Annotated in this window: 17 protein-coding genes and 1 pseudogene; 8 read left to right on the top strand and 10 right to left on the bottom strand. The window is 64.4% G+C overall.

Annotated features, from left to right (window positions below; genetic code table 11):
• Positions 1-4 precede the first annotated feature (4 nt).
• Both C5N93_RS09195 and C5N93_RS09200 read left to right on the top strand, forming a co-directional pair.
• Positions 5-871, top strand: a complete 867-nt coding sequence (locus C5N93_RS09195) for a response regulator (RefSeq protein WP_242559017.1) — start codon at positions 5-7, stop codon at positions 869-871.
• On the top strand, positions 868-2,193 hold the full coding sequence (locus C5N93_RS09200) for an ATP-binding protein (RefSeq protein WP_242559018.1): 1,326 nt from the start codon (positions 868-870) through the stop codon (positions 2,191-2,193). Before C5N93_RS09195 ends, C5N93_RS09200 begins: the two co-directional genes overlap by 4 nt.
• Here C5N93_RS09200 and ppk2 read toward each other — a convergent pair.
• Positions 2,187-3,107 carry a polyphosphate kinase 2 gene (gene ppk2, locus C5N93_RS09205; RefSeq protein ID WP_069341569.1) on the bottom strand — a complete coding sequence of 307 codons (921 nt, stop codon included), beginning with the start codon at positions 3,105-3,107 and terminating at the stop codon, positions 2,187-2,189. The genes C5N93_RS09200 and ppk2 overlap by 7 nt on opposite strands.
• A 337-nt stretch (positions 3,108-3,444) precedes the next feature.
• Between ppk2 and C5N93_RS09210 the strand changes: the two genes are divergently transcribed.
• The gene (locus C5N93_RS09210; protein WP_242559062.1) at positions 3,445-4,461 is read left to right on the top strand and encodes a transporter; all 1,017 of its coding nucleotides are present in this window, start codon (positions 3,445-3,447) and stop codon (positions 4,459-4,461) included.
• A 91-nt stretch (positions 4,462-4,552) separates the two neighbouring features.
• On the opposite strand, the gene C5N93_RS09215 is transcribed toward C5N93_RS09210, so the two are convergent.
• The 3 genes from C5N93_RS09215 to leuC all read right to left on the bottom strand — a co-directional run bounded on the left by C5N93_RS09215 (position 4,553) and on the right by leuC (position 8,064).
• Positions 4,553-5,893: a 2-hydroxycarboxylate transporter family protein gene (locus tag C5N93_RS09215; RefSeq protein WP_242559019.1), complete on the bottom strand. Its 1,341-nt coding sequence runs from the start codon at positions 5,891-5,893 to the stop codon at positions 4,553-4,555.
• A gap of 127 nt (positions 5,894-6,020) precedes the next feature.
• The gene (leuD, locus tag C5N93_RS09220) at positions 6,021-6,659 is read right to left on the bottom strand and encodes a 3-isopropylmalate dehydratase small subunit (RefSeq protein ID WP_242559020.1); all 639 of its coding nucleotides are present in this window, start codon (positions 6,657-6,659) and stop codon (positions 6,021-6,023) included.
• Positions 6,652-8,064: a 3-isopropylmalate dehydratase large subunit gene (leuC, locus tag C5N93_RS09225; RefSeq protein ID WP_242559021.1), complete on the bottom strand. Its 1,413-nt coding sequence runs from the start codon at positions 8,062-8,064 to the stop codon at positions 6,652-6,654. The genes leuD and leuC overlap by 8 nt, the downstream gene beginning before the upstream one ends.
• A 127-nt stretch (positions 8,065-8,191) precedes the next feature.
• On the opposite strand from leuC, the gene C5N93_RS09230 reads away from it, so the two are divergent.
• Entirely contained in the window at positions 8,192-9,112 is a 921-nt protein-coding gene (locus C5N93_RS09230) for a LysR family transcriptional regulator (RefSeq protein ID WP_242559022.1), read from the top strand.
• A 456-nt stretch (positions 9,113-9,568) separates the two neighbouring features.
• On the top strand, positions 9,569-11,761 hold the full coding sequence (locus tag C5N93_RS09235; RefSeq protein WP_242559023.1) for an EAL domain-containing protein: 2,193 nt from the start codon (positions 9,569-9,571) through the stop codon (positions 11,759-11,761).
• Positions 11,762-11,842: 81 nt separating this feature from the next.
• Here the strand turns inward: C5N93_RS09235 and C5N93_RS09240 are convergent, their stop codons facing one another.
• The 3 genes from C5N93_RS09240 to C5N93_RS09250 form a co-directional block, all read right to left on the bottom strand.
• Positions 11,843-12,259 carry a VOC family protein gene (locus tag C5N93_RS09240; protein WP_242559063.1) on the bottom strand — a complete coding sequence of 139 codons (417 nt, stop codon included), beginning with the start codon at positions 12,257-12,259 and terminating at the stop codon, positions 11,843-11,845.
• Between the two features lie 14 nt (positions 12,260-12,273).
• A complete protein-coding gene (locus C5N93_RS09245; protein WP_242559024.1) occupies positions 12,274-12,798 on the bottom strand; it encodes a helix-turn-helix transcriptional regulator in 525 nt (174 codons plus the stop codon).
• Positions 12,799-12,955: 157 nt separating this feature from the next.
• On the bottom strand, positions 12,956-13,984 hold the full coding sequence (locus C5N93_RS09250; RefSeq protein ID WP_242559025.1) for an MBL fold metallo-hydrolase: 1,029 nt from the start codon (positions 13,982-13,984) through the stop codon (positions 12,956-12,958).
• Positions 13,985-14,135: 151 nt separating this feature from the next.
• On the opposite strand from C5N93_RS09250, the gene C5N93_RS09255 reads away from it, so the two are divergent.
• Together C5N93_RS09255 and C5N93_RS09260 are read left to right on the top strand one after the other, a co-directional pair.
• The gene (locus tag C5N93_RS09255) at positions 14,136-14,747 is read left to right on the top strand and encodes a TetR/AcrR family transcriptional regulator (protein WP_242559026.1); all 612 of its coding nucleotides are present in this window, start codon (positions 14,136-14,138) and stop codon (positions 14,745-14,747) included.
• Between the two features lie 87 nt (positions 14,748-14,834).
• The gene (locus tag C5N93_RS09260) at positions 14,835-15,956 is read left to right on the top strand and encodes a 3-deoxy-7-phosphoheptulonate synthase (protein WP_277990258.1); all 1,122 of its coding nucleotides are present in this window, start codon (positions 14,835-14,837) and stop codon (positions 15,954-15,956) included.
• Positions 15,957-16,064: 108 nt separating this feature from the next.
• Here C5N93_RS09260 and C5N93_RS09265 read toward each other — a convergent pair whose 3' ends face one another.
• Positions 16,065-17,342, bottom strand: coding sequence for an autotransporter strand-loop-strand O-heptosyltransferase (locus C5N93_RS09265; protein WP_242559027.1), 1,278 nt, complete (start codon positions 17,340-17,342; stop codon positions 16,065-16,067).
• Positions 17,343-17,486: 144 nt separating this feature from the next.
• On the bottom strand, positions 17,487-18,464 hold the full coding sequence (locus tag C5N93_RS09270) for a LysR family transcriptional regulator (RefSeq protein WP_242559064.1): 978 nt from the start codon (positions 18,462-18,464) through the stop codon (positions 17,487-17,489).
• A gap of 213 nt (positions 18,465-18,677) precedes the next feature.
• On the opposite strand from C5N93_RS09270, the gene C5N93_RS09275 reads away from it, so the two are divergent.
• Positions 18,678-20,966: an NADP-dependent malic enzyme gene (locus tag C5N93_RS09275; protein WP_069341581.1), complete on the top strand. Its 2,289-nt coding sequence runs from the start codon at positions 18,678-18,680 to the stop codon at positions 20,964-20,966.
• Between the two features lie 202 nt (positions 20,967-21,168).
• On the opposite strand, the pseudogene C5N93_RS09280 reads toward C5N93_RS09275, so the two are convergent.
• Positions 21,169-21,843 (bottom strand): annotated as a pseudogene (locus C5N93_RS09280) (amino acid ABC transporter permease); the annotation flags it as partial.
• Positions 21,844-21,860 lie beyond the last annotated feature (17 nt).

Consider the following 21,860-nt stretch of genomic DNA (forward strand, 5'->3'; position numbering starts at 1 on the left):
TTTCATGAGTCTGCATGTTCTTCTGGTCGACGACGATCCTGTCGTGCGCGACCTATTGCGCGAATTGCTGCACGCCAATGGCATGCAGGTCTCGGTGCTTCACAACGGCGCGTCGCTGCTGCGTCGGCTCGAACTGGAACGGCCGTCGGTCATCCTGCTCGACATCATGATGCCGGAGCGCGACGGGCTGCGCGCCTTGCAGGACTTGCGTGCCGCCGGCGAAGACATTCCCGTCATCATGCTGTCCGCACGTGGCGGCCCGCTCGACCGAGCGCTCGGCCTCGAACTGGGCGCCGACGATTACCTCGCCAAGCCGTTCGACCCGCGCGAGTTGCTCGCCCGCATTCACGCCGTGCTGCGCCGTCGCGGCCCGGTGGCGGCCAGCGCTCCCGATGCACGCGCGCCGTACCGCTTCGGGCCGTTCGAACTCGATTACTCGCTGCGCACGCTTCAGCGCGCGGGCGAACGTCTGCCGCTGCGCGACACCGAGTTCGCGATGCTCAAGGCGTTCACGCAACACCCGATGCAAGTGCTGCCGCGTGTGAAGCTGCACGCCATGCTTTACGGCGACGGCATCGCGTTTCGCGACCGCAGCCTCGACGTGCCGGTGTGGCGTCTGCGCCGCCTCATCGAGGTCGATCCGTCCGAGCCTCGCTACATCCAGACCATTCGTGGCAAGGGTTACGTCTTCGTGCCGGGCGGCGAGCTGTCCGAAGGCGCGACGTCCGATGCGAGGGAACGCGGCATGGGCGACGTGGGTGACGTGGGTAACCTGAGCGGCGAAGGCGACGACGGCCTGTCGCTCGCCACGACGGCATCGGCGTCGGCAGGCAAGCGTGCGGTGCGCGGCTGGCGGGAGTCGGTTGCGTGACGTTACGTTGGTTGCTGCGAGACTCTCTGTTTCGCCGCATGGCCTGTCTGGGCATCGCTGTTTTGGTGGTGATGCATCTCGTGTGGAGCGCGCTGGTGTTCTACCAGCGCCCGCGACAGCAGGTCGACGGCTTCGCCCGCGGCCTGCTTGTTGCCATTCAGAGCGTGGATCAGCGCGCTGTCGATCCCGGCAGCCTCGCGCCGCCCCATGCGCTGCGTCGCGTACCGGTGGCGCAGACCCCGACGTTTAGCGGCGAGTCGGACGACGAACGCAGTATCCGCTTGCGACAGGAACTGCTCTCGCGCCTGCCGACGGGCACCCAACTGCATATCGTCAACGATCGCAAGCGCGGCAACATCTGGGTGTTGCTGCCGCAGCATACCGAGTGGATCGTCATCGGCCTCGATCTGCCGCCGATGCCGCCGTTCATTCGCGAGACGCTTGGCATTCTGATCGGTGCAGTCCTGCTCGCGTTGCTCGTTGCGTGGCAGATGCAGCGGCCCATCGCCCGGCTGGCGCACGCGGCGCGTGTGATCGCGCGTGGACGCCGCCCTGCGTTGTTGCCCGAGCAGGGACCGCACGAATTGCGTGATCTGACGCACGCGTTCAACGACATGGCCAAGCGTCTGGCCGAAGCCGAAGACAACCAGGCCATCATGCTCGCGGGCATTGCCCACGACCTGAAGTCGCCGCTCACGCGGTTGCGTCTGCGCGCCGATCTGATCGACAGCGAAGGCTCGCGCGACGGCTTCGTGCGCGATATCGCTTCCATCGATCACATCGTTCAGCAATTCCTCGCCTACGCGCGCGACGAGGCCGACACCAGTCCGCTGGTGAGCGTCGACGAATTCCTGCGCGAGCAGTTTCCGGCGGACGAGGAAACACCCGACAGCCCCCCAGCCGCACGTGGGCCAACGGATGACGCCTCGCTGTTCGTCAGCAGTCTGCGTGCGGGGCCGGACTTTCTGCTGCCGCGCACGCTGCTCGATCGTGTGATGTCCAATCTCGTCGACAATGCGCTCGAACACGGCGAGCCGACGGTGCGTCTGGCCACGTGGCGCGAGGGCGCGACCGGATACATCGAAGTGAGCGACTGCGGGAAGGGGATTCCGGACGATCAGGTGGCGCTGGCGATGCGGCCGTTCGTGCGGCTCGACGCGTCGCGCGGCGGCGAAGGGCACTGCGGCCTCGGCCTGTCGCTGGTCGTGCGTCTGGTGGAAGGTCTGGGTGGCGCGGTGCGTCTGGGCCGGCCAGGGGGTGGCGGGTTGCGCGTGACGCTGACCTTGCCGATCGGCGCCACGCAAGACAGCGTCGCTCAGTAAATCTCCGGCACGATGATCTCGGACGGCACCGGGTGACGGATGTAGCTTTCGCTGCGTGCGCGCTCGGGCAGCACGACCTGCGAGCGCTCCACGTCGTGATAAGGCACTTGCTGGAGCAGGTGATGGATGCAGTTCAGACGCGCGCGCTTCTTGTCGTCGGCCTGCACCACCCACCACGGCGCTTCCGGAATGTGCGTACGTTCGAGCATCACTTCCTTGGCGACCGTGTACTTCTCCCAGCGCGTCCGGCTCTCCAGATCCATCGGGCTGAGCTTCCACTGCTTGAGCGGGTCCTGAATGCGCGCAAGAAAGCGCGCTTCCTGCTCCTCATCCGAAATCGAGAACCAGTACTTCACGATCTGGATGCCGCTGCGCACCAGCATCTTCTCGAAGTCCGGCACTGAACGGAAAAACTCCTCGTACTCGTTTTCCGTACAGAAGCCCATCACGTGCTCGACCCCTGCGCGGTTGTACCAGCTACGGTCGAACAGCACGATCTCACCGGCGGCGGGCAGGTGCTGCACGTAACGCTGGAAATACCACTGCGTGCGCTCGCGATCGTTCGGCGCGGGCAGGGCGGCTACCCGGCAGACACGAGGATTGAGTCGCTGCGTGATGCGCTTGATCGCACCGCCCTTGCCGGCGGCATCGCGGCCTTCGAAGATCACCACGAGACGGTGACGGCTGCGGATCACCCAGTCCTGCAACTTCACCAGCTCGCCTTGCAGACGGAACAGCTCGCGGAAGTAGTGCAGACGGTCGTCGCGCGCTTCGGCGCTCAGATCGTTCAGACCCGGCAGACGAAGATCGTCGATTTCCATCTCGATCTCTTCGTCATAGCTGTCGATCAGGTCATCCTGGAGACGACGCGTGAGCATGGCGTCGTGGTTGGCGTCGGAATCGAATTTGGTCATGGCGACGATCTCTTGCGGCCAAAAAACACGAAAGGCACCCGTACTGCGGGGGTGACGACGGACGCGCTGACACGGCGTCCGGTAGTGAATCCGAGTATGCGACGATTTTATGACACCCGCATGGCGTTGACGAATCACTGCCCGGCAGAGTTCCCGTCGGCGCCCGGCAGGCAGGCGTCCCGGCCGTGCGGTTAGTGGATGGCGGGGGGCACGCCGTGTCACAAAAATGAAATATGACATTGTCATGATGGCAGGTCCCGCCGTCATACCGCGCGAATCGCGTGATCGCCACGCCATCGCCCGGTTGTCCCCGCCCACGTTCGCCCAGACAGCGCGCATGTTCGCCGACTTAGTTCACAACACCTACGGCTGCGATCAGGCTGGCCTGATCTACGGCTATCGCTTTACCGACGGCGCGCCTCCCCAGCCGGTCGATTCCGGCGAGGCGCTGGCGTGGCTGATGCAGGGCGAACGGGCCGAAGGCTTTCTCTGGCTGCACTTCAACTTTGCTCACGCGGCTTGCGAGAAGTGGCTGCGCCTGCAAATGAACCTGCCCGACGAGTTCTACGAGAACCTGGCGGAAGGGTCGCGCTCCACGCGCATCGAACATTTCGACGATTGGCTGCTTGCCGTCATCAACGACGTGATCTTTGCCTTCGATATTGCGCAATCGGAGATATCGACGCTGCGGGTTGCGGCCAATGCGCGTCTGCTGGTGACGGGGCGCGTGAAACCGCTGCGCTCCATCGACAAGCTGCGGGCGTCCGTGAAACGGGGCGACGCCTTTCGCACGCCGCTCGCGCTGCTCGTGCATCTGCTGCGCGATCAGGCGGACGTGCTGGAGCGCATCGTGCGCGAGACGAGCCGCCGCGTGGATATCGTCGAAGACCGGTTGTTGCAGCAGCGCATCGAGAGCAATCGGGCCGATCTCGGCTCGCTACGACGGGTGCTGGTGCGCTTGCAGCGTCTGCTGGCGCCGGAGCCGGCGGCGCTCTTTCGTCTGTTGAGTCGCCCGCCGGCGTGGGGGCATGCTGACGACGTGCAGGAATTCCGTCAGGCGACGGAAGAGTTTGCCGTCGTGCTCAACGACCTGTCGGCGTTGCTCGAACGGATCAAGTTGCTTCAGGAAGAAATTGCGGCGATGGTCAGCGAGCGCACGGAACGCACGATTTATACGCTGACCGTCGTGACCGTGCTCGCGCTGCCGATCAATATCGTGGCGGGCTTTTTCGGGATGAACGTCGGCGGCATTCCGCTCGCCGATCATCCGCATGGCTTCTGGGTGCTGGTCGCCATCGTGGCGACGGGTACGGCGGCGGCTGGCTGGTGGGCGTTCCGGCGGCGACCCGACTGACGTTATCGCGCTACCCATCTACCGCCGCCACAGCCATCACCACCGAAGCGGGTGCCGCCCCCCGGCCAGCACCCGCTTCGACAGCCGTACGTCAACGCCAGAATTTCATGAGCAGCGTGGCGATGACGACCATACCGGCGCCGCCGATACGCGTCGAGATCTGCGCGAACGGCATCAGCCCCATGCGATTCGACGACGACAGGATCGCCACGTCGCCCGTGCCGCCGAGCCCGCTGTGGCAGGCCGTCACAATGGCCGACTCGACCGGGAACATCTTCAGCCACATGCCGACGAAGAAGCCCGAGACGACCATGGCGATCACCGTCGACGCGCAGATCACGAAGTAGGCGGTGGAGAACGCGCCGACGAGCTTGTCCCATGAGACGAAAAGCGTGCCGAGACCCACGAGGATCGCGAACGTCAGGTTCGTCGACATGAACTTGTACATCTGATACGCGCCGGTCTCCATGCTTGCCGGAATCACGCGCGCCACCTTCATGAGCGCCGCGGCCACGATCATCAGCACCGGCCCGGGAATGCCGGTGATCGGCGCGAGCAATGCGCCGAGGATGAACAGCGTGCAGGCGAGCAGCAGGCCGTGTCCCATCAGGCGCAGGTCGAGCGCCGGTTCGACGTGCTGTCCTTCGAGCAGCGCGCGGTCCTCTCCGCTGCGCACGAGCATGCCGTTGCCGTTGTAGTGGGGGCGCTTCTCGCCGAAGCGCTTGAGCAGCCCCGCCGCCAGAATCGCCACGACGTTACCGATGAGCGCGGCGGGCACCATCGTCGCGATCAGATGACCTTGCGCTTCGCCCGTGATCTCCGAGTAACCGATCGACAGCGGCAGAATGCCTTCGCCGATACCGCCGCCGAGAATCGGCATCACGATGAAGAAGAACGTATGACGCGGGCTGAAGCCGAAGAGCAGCCCGGCCAGACACCCGGCGGCAATCGCCGCGAGCGTGCCGATCAGCAAGGGCACGAACATCTTCAGAAAGCCCTGGATCAGGATCTTCCGGTTCATGCCGAGCATGCTGCCCGCCACCAGACAGGCGATGTAGAGGTATTGCAGGTTCGCCGTCTTCATCGTGACGGTGATGGCCTTGAGGATCGCGTCGTCCATCAGGCCGTTGCCGAGTAGCGCGGCGGGCACGAACAGGCACAGGATGGCCGGGCCGCCGATGTGCTTGAACACGGGAATCGCGCCGCCGATTTCACCGAGCAGCATGCCGGCGATCATCAGCACCGCGAAGCCGCCGATCATGTCGGCGGGCAGGCGGCCTGTGACGGCGGCAAGCCCCGTGATGACGACAATCGCGGCGAACATCGGCAGCGGGGCGCCGCCGACGGTGAATTTCGTCCAGAACGATGTGGGCGATGACTGGGACGCGTTGGCGAGCGACGTCGCGCTCGCCTGAGCGGTTTGGCTTTCCATGGGGTGTCTCCTGAAAGTCCTGAGGGTTTGCTTTTCAGCTCGACCGGGGCGCTGGATGCGCCTCTTCTCGGTCGTCTGGGTGGTGCTGGTGATTGGGGTGTCGGTTTTCCCGGTTCGGCGGTGGGCGTCAGGCCTGACGTTGTTGTCGCGGCAAATCGATCTGCATCCAGGGCGCGGCTTCGCGATGACGCGCTTCGAACGCCGAGATGGCGTCGCTGTCGCGCAACGTCATGCCGATCATGTCGAGGCCTTCCATGAACATGTGCTTTTGACGCGGCGGCAACTCGAAGCTAAACGTCATGCCGTTAGCCGTCGTCACGCATTGACGTTCGACGTCGATCGTCAATTGACTGCGTGCCGGATCGCCGACCATCTCGGAAATCTGCGCGACCACGAGCGGGTCGAGCACGATCAGCAACAGACGGTTGTTGAGGGCATTGAAGTAGAAAATCTCGCCGAAGCTCGGCGCGATCACGGCCTGGATGCCGGCCTGCTGCAATCCCCAGACAGCGTGCTCGCGGCTCGAACCGCAACCGAAGTTCGCGCCGCCGACGAGAATGCGTGCGTCGCGATAGGCGGGGCGATTGAGCACGAATGCTTCATTGGGCGAGCCGTCGGCGTTGGTGCGCAGGTCGTAGAGCACGCCGCGCGCGAGGCCCGACTTGTCGATGCCGAGCAGGAACTGCTTGGGCATGATCTGATCGGTGTCGAGATTGTTGAGCGGCAGCGGCGCGGCGATACCGGCAACGGTCGTGTGCTTAGTCATGAGCGATCTCCTTGCGAATGTCCACGATGCGACCTGCCAGCGCCGCAGCGGCGGCCATCGCCGGGCTCATCAGATGCGTGCGTGCGCCGCGTCCCTGACGGCCTTCGAAATTGCGGTTGGTGGTCGACGCACAACGCTCGCCGGGCTTGAGAATGTCGTCGTTCATCGCGAGGCACATCGAGCACCCCGGCTGACGCCATTCGAAGCCCGCGTCGATGAGCGCGGCCGCAATGCCCTCGCGCTCGGCCTGATCGCGCACGCGGCCCGAGCCGGGCACGACCATGGCGCGCACACTCGGTGCGACCTTGTGACCACGGACGATGTCGGCGATGGCACGCAGGTCTTCGATCCGCGCGTTGGTGCACGAGCCGATGAAGACATGGTCGATGGGCAGACCGTCGAGCGACTGACCGGCGTCGAGGCCCATGTAGTTCAGCGCCTTCGACGCGTTGTGCCGCTCGGTCTCATCCGCCGACAGCGCCGGAATCCGGTGGTTGATCGCAATCGCCTGATCGGGGCTGGTGCCCCACGTCACGAAGGGGCCGACGTCGCTCGCGTCGAAGCGATGCGTGACGTCGAACTCGGCGTCGTCATCGGAGCGCAGCGCGAGCCAGCGGGCTTTCGCGTCGTCAAGCGCTTCGCCCGACAGATCCTTGATGTGGGCGCCGACGTATTGCAGCGTGGTGGCATCGGGGGCGATGAGCGCGCCGCGCGCACCGGCTTCGACGGTCATGTTGCACAACGTCATGCGCGCTTCGGCCGACAGCGCTTCGATGGCCGGGCCGGTGTACTCGACGACGAAGCCGCGTGCGCCTTGCGCGCCGATGCGGGCAATGATGTAGAGCACGAGGTCTTTCGACGTGGTGCCGCGGGCGAGCGTGCCGTCGACATGAATGCGCATATCGCGCGCGACACGGTAGATGAGCGTCTGTGTGGCCAGCACGTGTTCGACTTCGGATGTGCCGATCCCGAATCCCAGCGCGCCGAGTGCGCCGTACGTCGTGGTATGGCTGTCGCCGCACAGCACGACCATGCCCGGGCGGATCAGACCCAGCTCGGGGGCGACCACGTGTTCGATACCCTGCTCGGGGTCCGTGACGTCGAACAGATGAATGCCGTGCTTCTGGCAGTTACGCGTGAAGTTGGCGGCCTGATGCGCAGCGGCGTCGATCACGATGGTGCGCTGACCGACCGGTACCGGATGCGTGGGAATCACGTGATCTACCACGCCCATCTGCTTCTCGGGGCAACGCACCGGCAGGCCCTTTTCCGCGAGCCCGGCGAACGCCTGCGGGCTCGTGTACTCGTTCATGATGTGCAGATCGGCATACAGCGCGACGTGTTGCGCATCGACCTCGAAGACCGTGTGGCCTCGTACGATTTTCTGGTAAAGCGTTTGTCCCATGGGGTGACTCCACGAAGGGGGGCGGTCGTCGATTTCGTCATGTGTCGCAACCTTGCGTGCAGTCTAATTCGTTCATAGAATCGCAAAATGCATATTCACTTAACCTATTTTTAAGTTGAATTTAACAATGGATGCCATCGCCGATCTGGAGTTCTTCGCAAGGCTGGTCACGCTGGGGAGCCTGTCGGCGCTGGCGCGCGATCTTGGTGTGACGCCGCCGGCGATCAGTGCGCGACTGAGCCAACTGGAGCGGCGTCTCGGGGTGAAGCTCCTCAACCGCACCACCCGCCGCCTCGCAATGACCCACGAGGGCGAGCTGTATCTGGGCACCGGATCGAAGATCATCGAGCAGGTGCAGGAGCTGGAGCGCATGGTGTCGAGCAGCCGGGATCTGCCGCGCGGGCTGCTCAAGGTGAACGCCACGTTCGGCTTCGGGCGTCGCCACGTCGTACCGGCGCTATCCGAGTTTCGTGAGCAGTATCCGGAAGTCGAAGTGCAACTGGACCTGACGGATCGCCCGATGAATCTGGCCGAATTCGCGTTCGACGTCGGGATTCGGTTCGGCGAGTTGCCGGATCAGCGGGTGGTGGGGCGGCGCATCGCTGCCAACCGGCGTCTGGTGTGCGCGTCGCCGAAATATCTGGAACGTCACGGCGTGCCGAAGGTCCCCGACGACTTGCGCAATCACCTGTGCATCGTGCTGCGGGAGAACGACACCGCTTACGGCACGTGGCATTTCACCAAGGGCCGCCGTCACGAACTGGTGAAGGTGCACGGCGCCATGAGCAGCAACGACGGCGAGGCGACCCTGCGTTGGGCACTCGATGGGCATGGCGTGCTGGTGAGATCGGAGTGGGACGTGCAATCCTCGCTGGCATCGAAGGCGCTGACGCAGTTGCTTGCCGACTGGGCGCTGCCTGCGGCGGATGTTTATGCGATCTATCCCGAGCGTCTCAATCTGTCGGCGAAGGTGCGGCTTTTCGTCGATTTCATGGAGCAATATCTGATGCGGGAATTAAATCGCGATGGCACGGCGATTCCCCGCTGACATGAATCGGCTTGAATGGATCGTGAGTTGATGATGAGCTGGTGATTAAAGCGATTGCATGCAATCGCATCAGTCAACGTGTAATTCCAAACAATCGTATCAATCGATGGTGGCGCGCACCGTGCGTGCTGGATGAGCCTGTCGTACGGGCTTGTCGTCATTGGCGAGTCATCCGCAAGAATTAAAAACCGCACTCGAATCCCGGGCTTTCGGCATGCCTGGTATAACGAACAAACCGGAGGCATCTTTTACGGTGTTGCCTTTATAATCCGTTAAATCGGACGTCGAATATCCGGAGTCTGGTAAGCAGTCACGCGCTACGGGGCGAAGTATGGCGCGTGCGGCTCGCACGAGGGCCCGGTTCAAACGGTGCGGATAGCCAGGCTTTGCGCGCATCGCACATCAGGCATCCGACGTTGTCCACCAAGCTGTTTTTCATGGGCGAGGAGACCGACGATGAAGTGTCCCGCTGTATTGCCGACGGAAAAGGAAAGGCTGGCTGCACTGGCGGATTACGGCCTGGGCAGCGAACGTCCGCTGCCGAGTCTCGACGCGGTCGTGCATATTGCTGCTCACATGTTCGGTGTGCCGGTCGCCGCCGTGAACATGGTCGGCAACGATCACGTCTTCTTTGCGGCCGCCACCGGCTTTTCAGGCACGGACAAGGACGTCGACATGAGTCGCGACGCCTCGTTCTGCGCGCATGCGATCAATGGCGAAGGCGTCATGGTCGTGCCCGATGCCACGCTCGACGAGCGCTTTCACGATAACCCGCTGGTCACTGGCAACGCGCAGGTGCGCTTCTACGCGGGCGTGCCGCTCAAATCGGTAGACGGCCATGCGCTCGGCGCGCTGTGCGTCATCGATAGCAAACCGAATCACACATTCACCGAGGTCGATCGCGAGCGCTTGCGCGAGTTGGGGCGCATGGCGTCCGACCGGCTCGAATTGCGGCGAGTGGAACTGTTCATCGAGCGAGAGCGCCACATGTTTGCGGAGCCGGAGCGGCACTCGCCGACGGCGATGATCCGATTCGATGCCTACGGCGAAATTCTCGACTGGAATCATGCCGCGGCGACATTGTTCGGTTACGACGTCGGCGACGGCCCGGGACGCTCCGTCGAGACGCTGCTGGCCGGACGCAGCCGCGCCGCGCTGCGCGATCAGATCACGCAGGCCGTCAGTGCCGGATCGGTCGACGGCATGACAATGCCGGCCGAAGTGCACGGTCAGCGTCGCGATGGCCGCGAGTTTCCGATGAGCCTGTCGCTGTTCTGCTGGAAGGAGAACGACTCGCAGACATTCAATGCCCACGTGCACGACCTGAGCACCTTGCGCGACGGTGGTGAGATGCTGAGGCGTCTGGCGAGCACCGATGTGCTGACCGGCATCGCGAATCGCGCGAGTTTCTATCGCGATGCCGAGGTGGCGTCGGTGTGTCTCAAAGGCGCGGCCGTCGCCATCTTCGATCTCGACGGCTTCAAGGACATCAACGATACGCTCGGGCACGCCGTGGGCGACGGCATGCTGTGCGAGGTGTCGCGGCGCTTGACCCGCCTCGTACCCACGGTCGACACGGTGGCGCGCATCGGCGCCGACGAGTTCGCGTTGTTGCTGTGGGGTGTCACGGATGCCGTGGAGGCGCGCCGAAGGGCGGACGCCGCGCTTGCCGCCATCGCGGAGCCGATGGTGGTCGGGGGATTCGACGTGCGGGTGAGCGCGTGCTGCGGCATTGCCGTGGCGCATCATCAGACGGAGGAAGCGCTGAGTCTGATCAGCAACGCCGATCTTGCGCTTTCCCGGGCGAAACAGCACGGCGCCGGGCAGACGTTCGTCTTCATCGATGCTTTACGTGTGGAAGCGACCGCACGACGTGTGTACAACATCGAGTTGCATCGCGCGGTCAACGACGGCGAGTTCGTGCTGTTCTATCAGCCGCAGGTGGATTTTGCCGACGGCTCGCTCACGGGGGCGGAGGCGCTGATCCGATGGCGGCATCCGCAACGCGGCCTGCTCTCGCCGGCGGCGTTCCTCCCCGCGTTGGAGCGTGGGCCGCTGGCGGCGTCCGTCGGGGCATGGGTGCTCGACGAAGCGTGCGCGCAGGCGGCGTACTGGCGTCGCAACGGCGCGCCCGACTTCCGTATCGGCGTGAATCTGTTCGGTCTGCAATTTCGCATCGGGAGCATCGTCGACGAGGTGAAATCGGTGCTGGCGCGGCACGGTTTGCCGCCACAGGCACTGGAGCTGGAAGTCACCGAGAGCATCGTGCTCGATGACGATGTGGTGCTCGATGCGCTGCAACGTCTGCACGAACATGGCGTGAGCATCGCCTTCGACGACTTCGGCACGGGCTATGCGTCGATCAGCATGCTGCGCCGCTACCCGCTCAGCCGCATCAAGATCGACCGTTCGTTCGTGCAGGGCATGATGGAGTCGGAGCGTGACGCATCGGTGGTGCGCGCGCTCGTGGACATGACGCGGAGCTTCGATCTGCGCACCATCGCGGAAGGTGTGGAAACGCCTCAGCAGCGCGACAATCTGCGCCAGCTCGGCTGCGACGAAGGGCAGGGGTATCTGTTCGGTGTGCCGATGCCCGCCGTCGAGTTCGGGGCGATGTTCGATGTGGGGCGCCAGTTGAACCGGGCGTAAGCCGTTGTGCCGATGGGCGCGAGAGGCTGCGCCGCCCATACCGATATCACGGGAGGGCGGCGCTTTGCTAACCGAGTTCGCCTACTGCGCCGCTTTCGGCGGCTGAATCATCTTCCAGCCATTGCCCGCGGGATCGCGAAAACCGGCGTCGACACTGCCGTAGCGGTCCACGGGTTCCTGCGTGAATTCGACGCCACGGGCCTTGAGCTTGTCGTAGGTGGCGCGGCAATCGTCGACATACAGCACGAGCGGCGGCATGGCGCCTTTGGCGACCATCGCCCGCAGCGTTTGCGCGGTCGCCTCGTCATGGATCGGCGGGCCGGGCGCGAACAGGCCCAACTGAAAGTGCGGCTGGTCCGGATGCTGGACCGTCAGCCACCGATACGTGCCGTTGCGCGCGTCCGTGTGCACGCGAAACCCGAGTTTGTCGACGTAGAACGTCAGTGCTTCGTCCTGATCGTCCACGTACAGCCCGACTACGCCAACTCCCTGATTCATCCCGCTCATAACGCTCATACGGCCTCCTTGGTTGATGGATGGACTGTATCGTCTGCCAGACGGCGGCGCTTCTCCAAAACTGCGATGTTGAGATCGGGCCGCTGCACGGCCTTCAGCACGCAGGCGGGCACAAGATCGAGCGGCGCCGGGTTCTCCCGTGCCTGCTTTCGGTACGCGCCGGGATTCTGCCCGGTGATGTCGCGAAAGATACGCCCGAACGTGCCCACGCTCTCCCAGCCCGTGGCGAAGGCGATATCGGTGATGTTGAAGTCGGTGTCGCGCAGCAGTGTGCTGGCCTGCTCGATGCGGCGCGTGAGCAGATAGCGATGCGGGGGAAGCCCGAAGGCCTGCTTGAACGAGCGCGCGAAGTGCGCTTCCGAGGTCCCGCTGACAGCCGCCAGCCGCTTGATGGGCCAGGCTTCGTGCGAGGCGGCGTCCATCCGATCCCGGGCGCGCAAGAGCCGACGCAGCAGCGCTGGCGATAGCGTGAGTCCGCTGTCGGACGGTGTGGCGGCGCGACGACGTGCGGGAGGCGGCATAGCGGAATCGGGGATCGAAGATCGAGGAACGAGGATCGGATAGGGCCGACGGGCGCAATGAATGCCCGCCTAGTGTAAAGCCCAAACCCCCGTCCTCCCCGAATCCAGGGAGAACGCGCGCAAGCGACGCGCGACTCTCCGGTCGTGTCAGATCGTGTCAGACCATGCGCCACCACGCGGACCCGCCATGTGGGGCTCGCATATCCACGTGCTCGCCCATCTCCGGCGTGATCAGCGACACGCCCTGTGCGGCGGCCAGCGCGGCGATGCGCTCGAACGGCTCCTGCCAGACATGCATCGACAGATCGAACGTGCCGTTATGGATCGGCAGAAGGTGGCGTCCCTTGAGGTCGAGGTGCGCCTGAAGCGTTTCCTCGGGCTGCATGTGCACGTAAGCCCAGCGCTCGTTGTAGGCGCCGGTTTCCATGAGCGTGATGTCGAACGGACCGAACTTCTCGCCAATCGCCTTGAAGCCGTCGAAGTAGCCGGTATCGCCGCTGAAGAACACGCGCAGGTCGTCGTCACGAATGACCCACGACGCCCAGAGGCTGCGGTCGCTGTCGGTCAGCCCCCGGCCGGAGAAGTGCTGCGCCGGCGTGGCCGTCAGATGCAGGCCCTCGACCGTCGTCGACTGCCACCAGTCCAGTTGCTCCACTTTGCTCGCGTCGATGCCCCATGCAATCAGTTGGTCGCCCACACCCAGCGGCGTGATGAAGCGACGCGCCTTGTCCGCCAAGGCCATGACGGCGTGACGGTCCAGATGGTCGTAGTGGTTGTGCGAGAGGATGATGCCGGCGATGGGCGGCAGATCGTCGATGCCGATGGGCGGCGCATGAAAGCGGGCCGGGCCGAGCCACTGGAACGGCGAGGCGCGCTTCGAGAAGACCGGATCGGTAATCCAGAACTCGCCGCGCAGCTTCATGAGCACGGTCGAGTGGCCGAGCCGGAACAGGCTGCGGTCCGGGGCGGCGTCCAGTTGGCTGAAGGTCATGGCGCGCACCGGAATCGGCTGGCTCGGCACCGTGCCGCGCGGCTTGTCGAACAGTACCGTCCAGAAGAGCTTCAGGCCCGCCAGGAAACCCATGGAGGGCCGTGGCGATGGGTTGCGAAAGCGCCCGTCGCGATGTTGGGGAGATTCGGCGTAAGCCGGCAGACGGCGTTGGGGGCAACTGGAGGCGGCGGTCACGGTAATTCCTGGATCAAGGGCGGGGGCAGGACGCTACTCTGAAAAACTACACCGATGAGTGTAGATTCAAATTTCGGAAAAGTATACTCATCAGTGTAAAATTGCCCGTTCGCAGGTTTTTGCCGGTCCCCTCTACCCATTCCTCCCGCTCATGACGCAAGCCCCGAAACGCCTCACCGACCGAAAGCGCGACGCCATCATGGGCGCGGCGGTGGAGGAGTTTCGCACCGCTGGCTTCGAGGCCACGAGCATGGATCGGATTGCGGCGGCGGCGGGCGTCTCGAAGCGCACCGTCTACAACCACTTCCCGAGCAAGGAAGAGTTGTTCGCGGTGATGCTCGAACATCTCTGGGACAGCAGTGCGGCGGGCGTGGACGTCGTCTATCGTGCGGATCAGCCGCTGGACGTGCAGTTGCGTCACCTGCTGATGCAAAAGCTACAGTTGCTGGCAGATCAGAGCTTCATTGACTTGGCGCGCACGGCGATGGCCGAGATAATTCATTCCCCCGACCGCGCGGAGCGTATCGTTCGCCGGATGGGAGAGAAGGAAAGCTGTGAAACGGCGTGGATCCGCGCCGCGATGGCGGACGGACGTCTGGCGCAGGGCGATGCAGACTTTGTCGCCCATCAGTTGCAGGGACTCGTGAAGAGCTTTGCCTTCTGGCCGCAGGTCACGCTCGGAAAGGCGCCGCTGAACGAAGCCGAACGGGGGCGTGTGGCCGAAGCCGCGCTCGCCATGTTCCTCAGCTATTACGCGCGTTAGTCCTGACGCCAGTTCCGTATCGGACGGTTGAAACACTGCAACACCGCATTACCCCCACATACACGAATCGCAAGTTGGAGCCCCGTCTTGAGCCAAATCGACGATCCCAAGCAGGCACAGGCCACCGGCGTGGCCGATGCCACCCATGACACCACGCGCATCGACGACGTTCGTATCGGCGCCGTGCGTCCGCTCATCTCTCCCGCCTTGCTGCTCGACGAACTGCCCGTACCGGCGCAGACCGAGACGCTGGTCGAGACGAGCCGCCGCGAAATCGCCGACGTGCTCGCGTTTCGCGATGACCGCCTCGTGGTCGTCGTCGGCCCATGCTCGATTCACGATCATGATCAGGCGATGGAGTACGCCCGCCTGCTCAAGGCCAAAAGCGAAGCGCTGCGCGACGACCTGCTGATCGTCATGCGCGTGTATTTCGAGAAGCCGCGCACGACGGTCGGCTGGAAGGGATACATCAACGATCCGCGTCTGGACGGCAGTTTCCGTATCAACGAGGGACTGCGCGCGGCGCGTCAGTTGCTGCTCGACATCAACGCGCTCGGCCTGCCGACCGGCACGGAATTCCTCGATCTGCTCAGCCCGCAGTACATCGCGGACCTCGTGGCATGGGGCGCCATCGGCGCACGCACGACCGAGAGCCAGAGCCACCGTCAACTCGCCTCGGGGCTGTCGTGCCCCGTGGGCTTCAAGAACGGGACCGACGGCGGTGTGCAGGTCGCGGCGGACGCCATCGTGGCCGCGCGCTCGCCGCACGCGTTCATGGGCATGACGAAGATGGGCATGGCGGCCATCTTCGAGACGCGCGGCAACCGGGAGTGCCACGTGATTCTGCGTGGCGGCAAGCATGGACCGAACTTCGACGCGGCGTCGGTCGCAGCGTGCTGCGCGGCGCTCGCGAAGGCCGGGTTGCCCGAGGAAGTCATGATCGATTGCTCGCATGCGAACTCGAACAAGAATCACGAGAACCAGATTCCGGTGGCGCGCGATATCGGCAAGCAACTGGCCGGTGGCGAAAAGCGCATCGTCGGCGTGATGATCGAGAGCCATCTCAATGGCGGCCGTCAGGACCTCAAGCCCGGCGTGCCGCTCCAGCGCGGCGTGTCCATTACGGACGCCTGCATCGGCTGGGATCAGACCGCTGCGACACTCGACGAACTCGCACAGGCCGTGCGGGATCGTCGCAAGGTGGCGTAACCGTATCGGTATCGGGCCAACGCCAACGCCAACGCCAACGCAAACGCCGCCGTGTCGATGCGACACCGGCGGCGTTTCGCATTCCGGATGGCGAGTTGCCTATGACCGTCAGGCGTCGGCGGCGTGCCGTTGTCCCAGACCGGGAATCCGGTCGACGGCTGACAGCACCGCCTCAGGGGCAATCGTCCGTGTGCATTCGAACGCGCGCCCGGTGCCCTTGTGGCGCGGGCAGAAGTGAAAGTCGTCGTGGTTGTAGCGAATGGCAGGGTCGTGCCAGCAGCCGGTGCAGACGTCCGGATTGATGACGCGGTAGGGAGTCGCGAACTCGTTGTGCGGCAGCGTGAAGCCGGAGATGAGGACCGTTGGTGTCTGCATCGTCCAGGCGAGCCACGACAGGCCGCTCGACAACCCGACGAACGCGTCGGCATGCTGGAGCCAGCGGGCACGCTCGGTCAGCGGCAGATCGCCCGTGGCGTCGATGGCGCCGTCGGGAATCGTCTGCCAGAAGTCGTTCTTGCCGTGGCGTGCCTTCTGATCGATGCACACCACCTGAAAGCCGCGCTCGCGCAAACCCGCGACCACCGCATCCCATCCTCCGGGCCGATTCCAGTATTTGCACTGTGCCGTGCTCTGCACCGCGATGCACACGTACGGTTGTGCCATCGGACGCGACGTGTCCGGTAACGCCGTCCTCGCCGGGGCCTCACTGTCGTCCACGCCGAGAATGTGCGCCGCCGTCCGATGCAGTCCCGTCTCGCGAAAATCGCGCGGCTGCTGGATCAGCGTCGTGTCGTCGAAGAACAGGCCGACGTTGTACGTCGCGTAGTACTTGCGACGCTCCACCTTCTCCTGCTCGACGAAATCGATCTGCGGATGCGCGTCGCGAAACAGCGCTGCGACCGCCGGCGTGACCACGCATGCCAGCCGGCATCCATGCCCCTCGGCGAAGCGCAACGCATATGGCAGCCAACCCAGCACGTCGCCCAATGCTGCGAGCGGGAACTGGACAAGCACGTCCTGATCCCGAAGCTCGAAACGATGCTCGAAGACCACCACATCGTTGAGCCAGATCGTGATGCCGTAGGGCACGTAGTACTTGGCCGGGCTGCGCACCACGCCGGAGGACAGCGAGACGTCGTTCAGCGTGCTGTCGTCGCGCAGGTCGCTGATGCGCACACGCCACGGCAACGGCTGACCGAAGTCGGGGATCACCACGCGGGCGCCGTCGTTGAAGTCGAAGCGCAGGCCAGCCGGGCCGACCTGCGTTGGCAGCAGGGCGGGCGCGAGAAAGATCTGGCGCGGGGATTGGGCGAACGGCGTCACGGCCGGTGCGTTGCCGGCGGACGTCACGTTGTCGGGAGATGTGGGGGAGACGGCGTCGTTCATGGACGACACATTACGATGCCCGGCACGCGGGCAATCGCGCAGGAAACGAGCGGAAAAGGCCGTATTTCATGGAATTCGGCGATTTTGGCGGCGAAAGACCTTTCCGTCCCTTTCTTGCGCCACTGGCTTGCGCCTCGTTGTCCGTCACGTTTTGGCGTCGGAAGGGGCCCCCGCCACCATCTGATACTGCGTTCGCAACGCTTGCGTGAAGAGGCGGTGCGTTTCCCGCGGGTTTTCGCGGCGGGTGAACATCGCCACGGGCGGCAGCGTCCACGTGAGCGACCACGGCACGATCGCCACGCCGGCAATGCGCACCAGTTCCTCGGCGATGTCGGCGGGCAGCAGGGATACGGCGCGCTCGCTGCTGGCGAGCAACTCCCCGGTCAGCCGCGACGAGAAACTTTCCACCACGGGCACGGGCGGCACTACGCCGGCATGCAGGAACAGGTCGGAAAGCTGATCGCGCAGGGGCGTGTTCGGTGCGCCCATGACCCAGTCGAGTTCGGCCAGTTGCGCCCATACCGGCGCGCTGCGGCCCAGCCGGGCGGCCAGACGGCGGCTCGCGACCACCCGTGGCATCTGGTGGTGCAGCACTTCGAACTGCACTTGCGTGGGGTCGACCGATGCCGCGGCGCGGGCAATCACGACGTCCAGCGTGTGATCGCGCAACTGCGCCATCAGGGCTTCGCTCGTGCCTTCGTGCAGCGTGACGGTCAGGCGTTGGGGAATCTGGGCCAGGGTCTGCTGGATGGCCGCCGCGAGCATCGTGCCGGAAATGTAAGGAATCACGCCGACCTGCAAGCGCGCGGCATGTCCGGCCATCACGGCTTCGATATCGCGCGTGAGATGGTCCAGATCGTGCACCATCGCCTGCGCGCGGGCCAGCACCACGTCGCCCAGCGGCGTGGGGGTCATGCCGCGCGGCGTACGGTCGAACAACGGGCCGCCGAGCATGTTTTCCAGCTCGGCAAGGGCGCTGGTCACCGCCGGTTGGCTCGTCGCCATATGCTCGGCCACCCGCGTGAGCGAGCCGTGCTGCTGAATTTGCAACAGCAACACGAGATGACGCATCTTGAGCCGGGTCGTCAGCCGCCGGACCACTTCCCCCGTATCGAAAGGCACCGCCACCATCTGTTCTCGATCCTCTGAAACCCCCGGTGCTCCGGGCTTATAACGAAAATATGATGCCCCCATAGTAATTCAGAATCGTCCCCCGCTGGCGGCTCCCTAGAATGGCCTCACCTCTGATGCGCCGGGGCGGTAGCCGTCTCCAGAACGGTTCGCTGCGCAAGACAGAGTCAGATAGCCGAGACATCCAACGAGGACGACATTGCCATGAGCAACAGCAACGATCACCAGGCCGCCCTGGAGTATCACCAGTTCCCGACCCCGGGCAAGATCTCCGTGACGGCCAGCAAGCCGCTCGTCACGCAGCGCGACCTGGCGCTCGCCTACACCCCGGGTGTCGCCATTCCGTGTCAGGAAATCGCGGCCGACCCGTCGGCCTCGTTCAAGTACACCGGCCGTGGCAACCTCGTCGGCGTGATCACCAACGGCTCCGCCGTGCTGGGTCTGGGCAACATCGGTGCGCTCGCCTCCAAGCCGGTCATGGAAGGCAAGGCTGTCCTCTTCAAGAAGTTCGCCGGGATCGATGTGTTCGACATCGAAATCACCGAGAGCGACCCGGACAAGCTGGTCGACATCATCGCCAGCCTCGAAGCCACGTTCGGCGGCATCAACCTCGAAGACATCAAGGCGCCGGAGTGCTTCACCGTCGAGCGCAAGCTGCGCGAACGCATGAAGATTCCCGTCTTCCACGACGACCAGCACGGCACGGCCATCACGGTGAGCGCTGCGTTCATCAACGGCCTGAAGGTGGTCGGCAAGGACATTCGTGAAGTGAAGGTCGTGACCTCGGGCGCCGGCGCCGCAGCGCTGGCATGCCTCGACCTGATGATCGACCTCGGTCTGCCCATCGAAAACATCTGGGCTACGGACATCGACGGTGTCGTGTACGAAGGCCGCACCGTGGGCATGGACCCGGACAAGGCCCGTTTCGTCCAGAAGACCGACAAGCGCACCCTCGCCGAAGTGATCGAAGGCGCCGACGTGTTCATCGGCCTGTCTGCCGGCGGCGTGCTCAAGCCTGAAATGCTCAAGACGATGGCCTCGCGCCCGCTGATTCTGGCCCTCGCCAACCCGACGCCGGAAATCTTCCCGGAAGACGCCCGTGCCGCCCGCGACGACGTGGTGCTCGCCACCGGCCGCTCGGACTTCCCGAACCAGGTCAACAACGTTCTGTGCTTCCCGTACATCTTCCGTGGCGCACTCGACGTGGGCGCGACCACCATCACGCGCAACATGGAAATCGCCGCCGTGCACGCGATTGCCGGACTCGCGCAGGAAGAACTCAACGACTCCGTCGCCAACGCTTACGGCGCGTATGACTTGTCGTTCGGGCCGGAATACCTGATTCCGAAGCCGTTCGATTCGCGTCTGATCGTGCGTATCGCACCGGCCGTGGCGCGTGCTGCCATGGAAGACGGCGTCGCGACGCGTCCGATCGAGGACTTCGACGCCTACGCTGACCAGTTGCAGCAGTTCGTGTACCACTCGGGCGCGTTCATGAAGCCGATCTTCTCGGCGGCCAAGCAACTCGTGCGTGACGGCGGCAAGTCGCGCATCGTGTTCGCCGAAGGCGAGGAAGAGCGCGTGCTGCGCGCCGTGCAGGTGATCGTCGACGAGAAGCTGGCGCGTCCGATTCTCGTGGGCCGTCCGGAAGTGCTGCTCGCGCGCATCGAGAAGTTCGGTCTGCGTCTGCGTCTTGGCGAAGACGTCGAAGTCACCAACCCGTACTACGACGAGCGCTTCCACCAGTACTGGACCAGCTACTGGGAACTGCGTTGCCGCGATGGCATCACCAAGGAGATGGCGCGTGTCGAAATGCGTCGTCGCCTCACGCTGATCGGCGCGATGATGGTGCGTCTGGGCGATGCCGATGGCATGATCTGCGGCACCGTGGGGGCGTATCACGATCACCTGCGCTTCGTCGACGAAGTCATCGGCAAGCAAGCGGGCGCGAACACCTATGCAGCGATGAACATTCTGCTGCTCGACAAGCGCACCGTGGCGCTCGTGGACACGCACGTCAACGATGATCCGACGGCCGAGCAGATCACCGAATTCACGTTGGCTGCGGCCAAGCAGATGACGCGTCTGAACCTCAACCCGAAGGTCGCGCTGCTCTCGCGTTCGAACTTCGGCTCGGGCAGCGCCGCGTCGGGCACGAAGATGCGCCGTGTGCTGGAGATGGTGACAGCTCAGGCGCCGGATCTGGAAATCGACGGCGAAATGCACGGCGATTGCGCGCTGGACGAAGGTCTGCGCAGCCGCATCCTGCCGCACTCGCGTCTGAAGGGCGCCGCCAACCTGCTGGTGTGCCCGAACGTCGACTCCGGCAACATCGCCTACAACCTGCTCAAGACGGGCGCAGGCAGCAACGTGGCCGTCGGTCCGTTCCTGCTGGGCGTAGGCGCGCCGGTCAACGTGCTGACGTCGAGCTCGACCGTGCGACGCATCATCAACATGACGGCACTGACGGTCATCCAGGCCAATCGTGACTGAAGTCCACCCGGCGTTCGTGCTCCGGGAGATGTTCCGGCGCACGACGCCGGTCGCGATGCGCCAGATGGCGTAAGCGATCAAAGGTACGTGTGAGCCCCGGCGGGGTCGGCAGCAGCATCGACACGATGCGCTGCCGAAACCGCCGGGGCTTTTTCGTTGCGTATGGGGCTGCGTCCTGCGCATCGTCTTCATCGAGCGGCACACGACGTGGCTTGCTCAACAGTCGTGTGCACAGCCATTCCAGCGCGCTGCACATCACAAAGTAGATCAGTGCGACGAACGCGAACACTTCGGCGGGATACACCATCAGCCGGTTGTTGACCTGCGTGGCGACGAACGACAGCTCGGCCACGCCGACGATGTACGCCAGCGAGGTGTCCTTCACGAGCGATACCCACTGATTGATGAACGATGGCGTCATGATGCGTAGCGCCTGCGGCAACACGATGTGCCGCAGCGTCTGCACGCGCGTGAGGCCAAGCGACATGCCGGCTTGCCACTGCGCGATGCCCACACCCCGAATCCCGGCGTAGACCGTGTGCGAGAGATACGCGCCGCCGATCAGCGCGAGCGCGCACGCCACGGTGGCCAGGCCGGGGACATTCACGCCGAACAGGATCGGCAGCAGGAAATACGTCCAGAAAATCAACATCAGCACCGGGATCGCGCGAAAAAAGCCGATCACGAACGTGAGTGCCCATCGCGACGGGCCGCTGAGCATCGCCAGTGCGATGCCGCCCGCCAGACCGAGCACGCCCGAGGCGAGCGCGCTCACGCTCGCGAGCACGAGCGTGAGTGCTGCACCCGAGAGCGGGCCGTCGGGAAAGTCGCCCCAGAGCAGGTAGGGCAGGTTGTCGGCTACGGCGGAGAAATTCATGGCGGGTTCATGACGGA

The organism is Pandoraea sp. LA3 (assembly GCF_022696215.1).
In the GTDB taxonomy this organism is placed as follows: domain Bacteria; phylum Pseudomonadota; class Gammaproteobacteria; order Burkholderiales; family Burkholderiaceae; genus Pandoraea; species Pandoraea capi.

Bases quoted from the DNA above. Each gene is read 5' to 3' on its own strand.
- C5N93_RS09215 (WP_242559019.1), bottom strand. From the start codon at position 5,893: ATGGAAAGCCAAACCGCTCAGGCGAGCGCGACGTCGCTCGCCAACGCG.
- leuC (WP_242559021.1), bottom strand. From the start codon at position 8,064: ATGGGACAAACGCTTTACCAGAAAATCGTACGAGGCCACACGGTCTTC.
- C5N93_RS09245 (WP_242559024.1), bottom strand. From the start codon at position 12,798: ATGCCGCCTCCCGCACGTCGTCGCGCCGCCACACCGTCCGACAGCGGA.
- C5N93_RS09195 (WP_242559017.1), top strand. From the start codon at position 5: ATGAGTCTGCATGTTCTTCTGGTCGACGACGATCCTGTCGTGCGCGAC.
- C5N93_RS09240 (WP_242559063.1), bottom strand. From the start codon at position 12,259: ATGAATCAGGGAGTTGGCGTAGTCGGGCTGTACGTGGACGATCAGGAC.
- leuD (WP_242559020.1), bottom strand. From the start codon at position 6,659: ATGACTAAGCACACGACCGTTGCCGGTATCGCCGCGCCGCTGCCGCTC.
- C5N93_RS09255 (WP_242559026.1), top strand. From the start codon at position 14,136: ATGACGCAAGCCCCGAAACGCCTCACCGACCGAAAGCGCGACGCCATC.
- C5N93_RS09210 (WP_242559062.1), top strand. From the start codon at position 3,445: ATGTTCGCCGACTTAGTTCACAACACCTACGGCTGCGATCAGGCTGGC.
- C5N93_RS09275 (WP_069341581.1), top strand. From the start codon at position 18,678: ATGAGCAACAGCAACGATCACCAGGCCGCCCTGGAGTATCACCAGTTC.
- C5N93_RS09230 (WP_242559022.1), top strand. From the start codon at position 8,192: ATGGATGCCATCGCCGATCTGGAGTTCTTCGCAAGGCTGGTCACGCTG.
- C5N93_RS09265 (WP_242559027.1), bottom strand. From the start codon at position 17,342: ATGAACGACGCCGTCTCCCCCACATCTCCCGACAACGTGACGTCCGCC.
- C5N93_RS09235 (WP_242559023.1), top strand. From the start codon at position 9,569: ATGAAGTGTCCCGCTGTATTGCCGACGGAAAAGGAAAGGCTGGCTGCA.
- ppk2 (WP_069341569.1), bottom strand. From the start codon at position 3,107: ATGACCAAATTCGATTCCGACGCCAACCACGACGCCATGCTCACGCGT.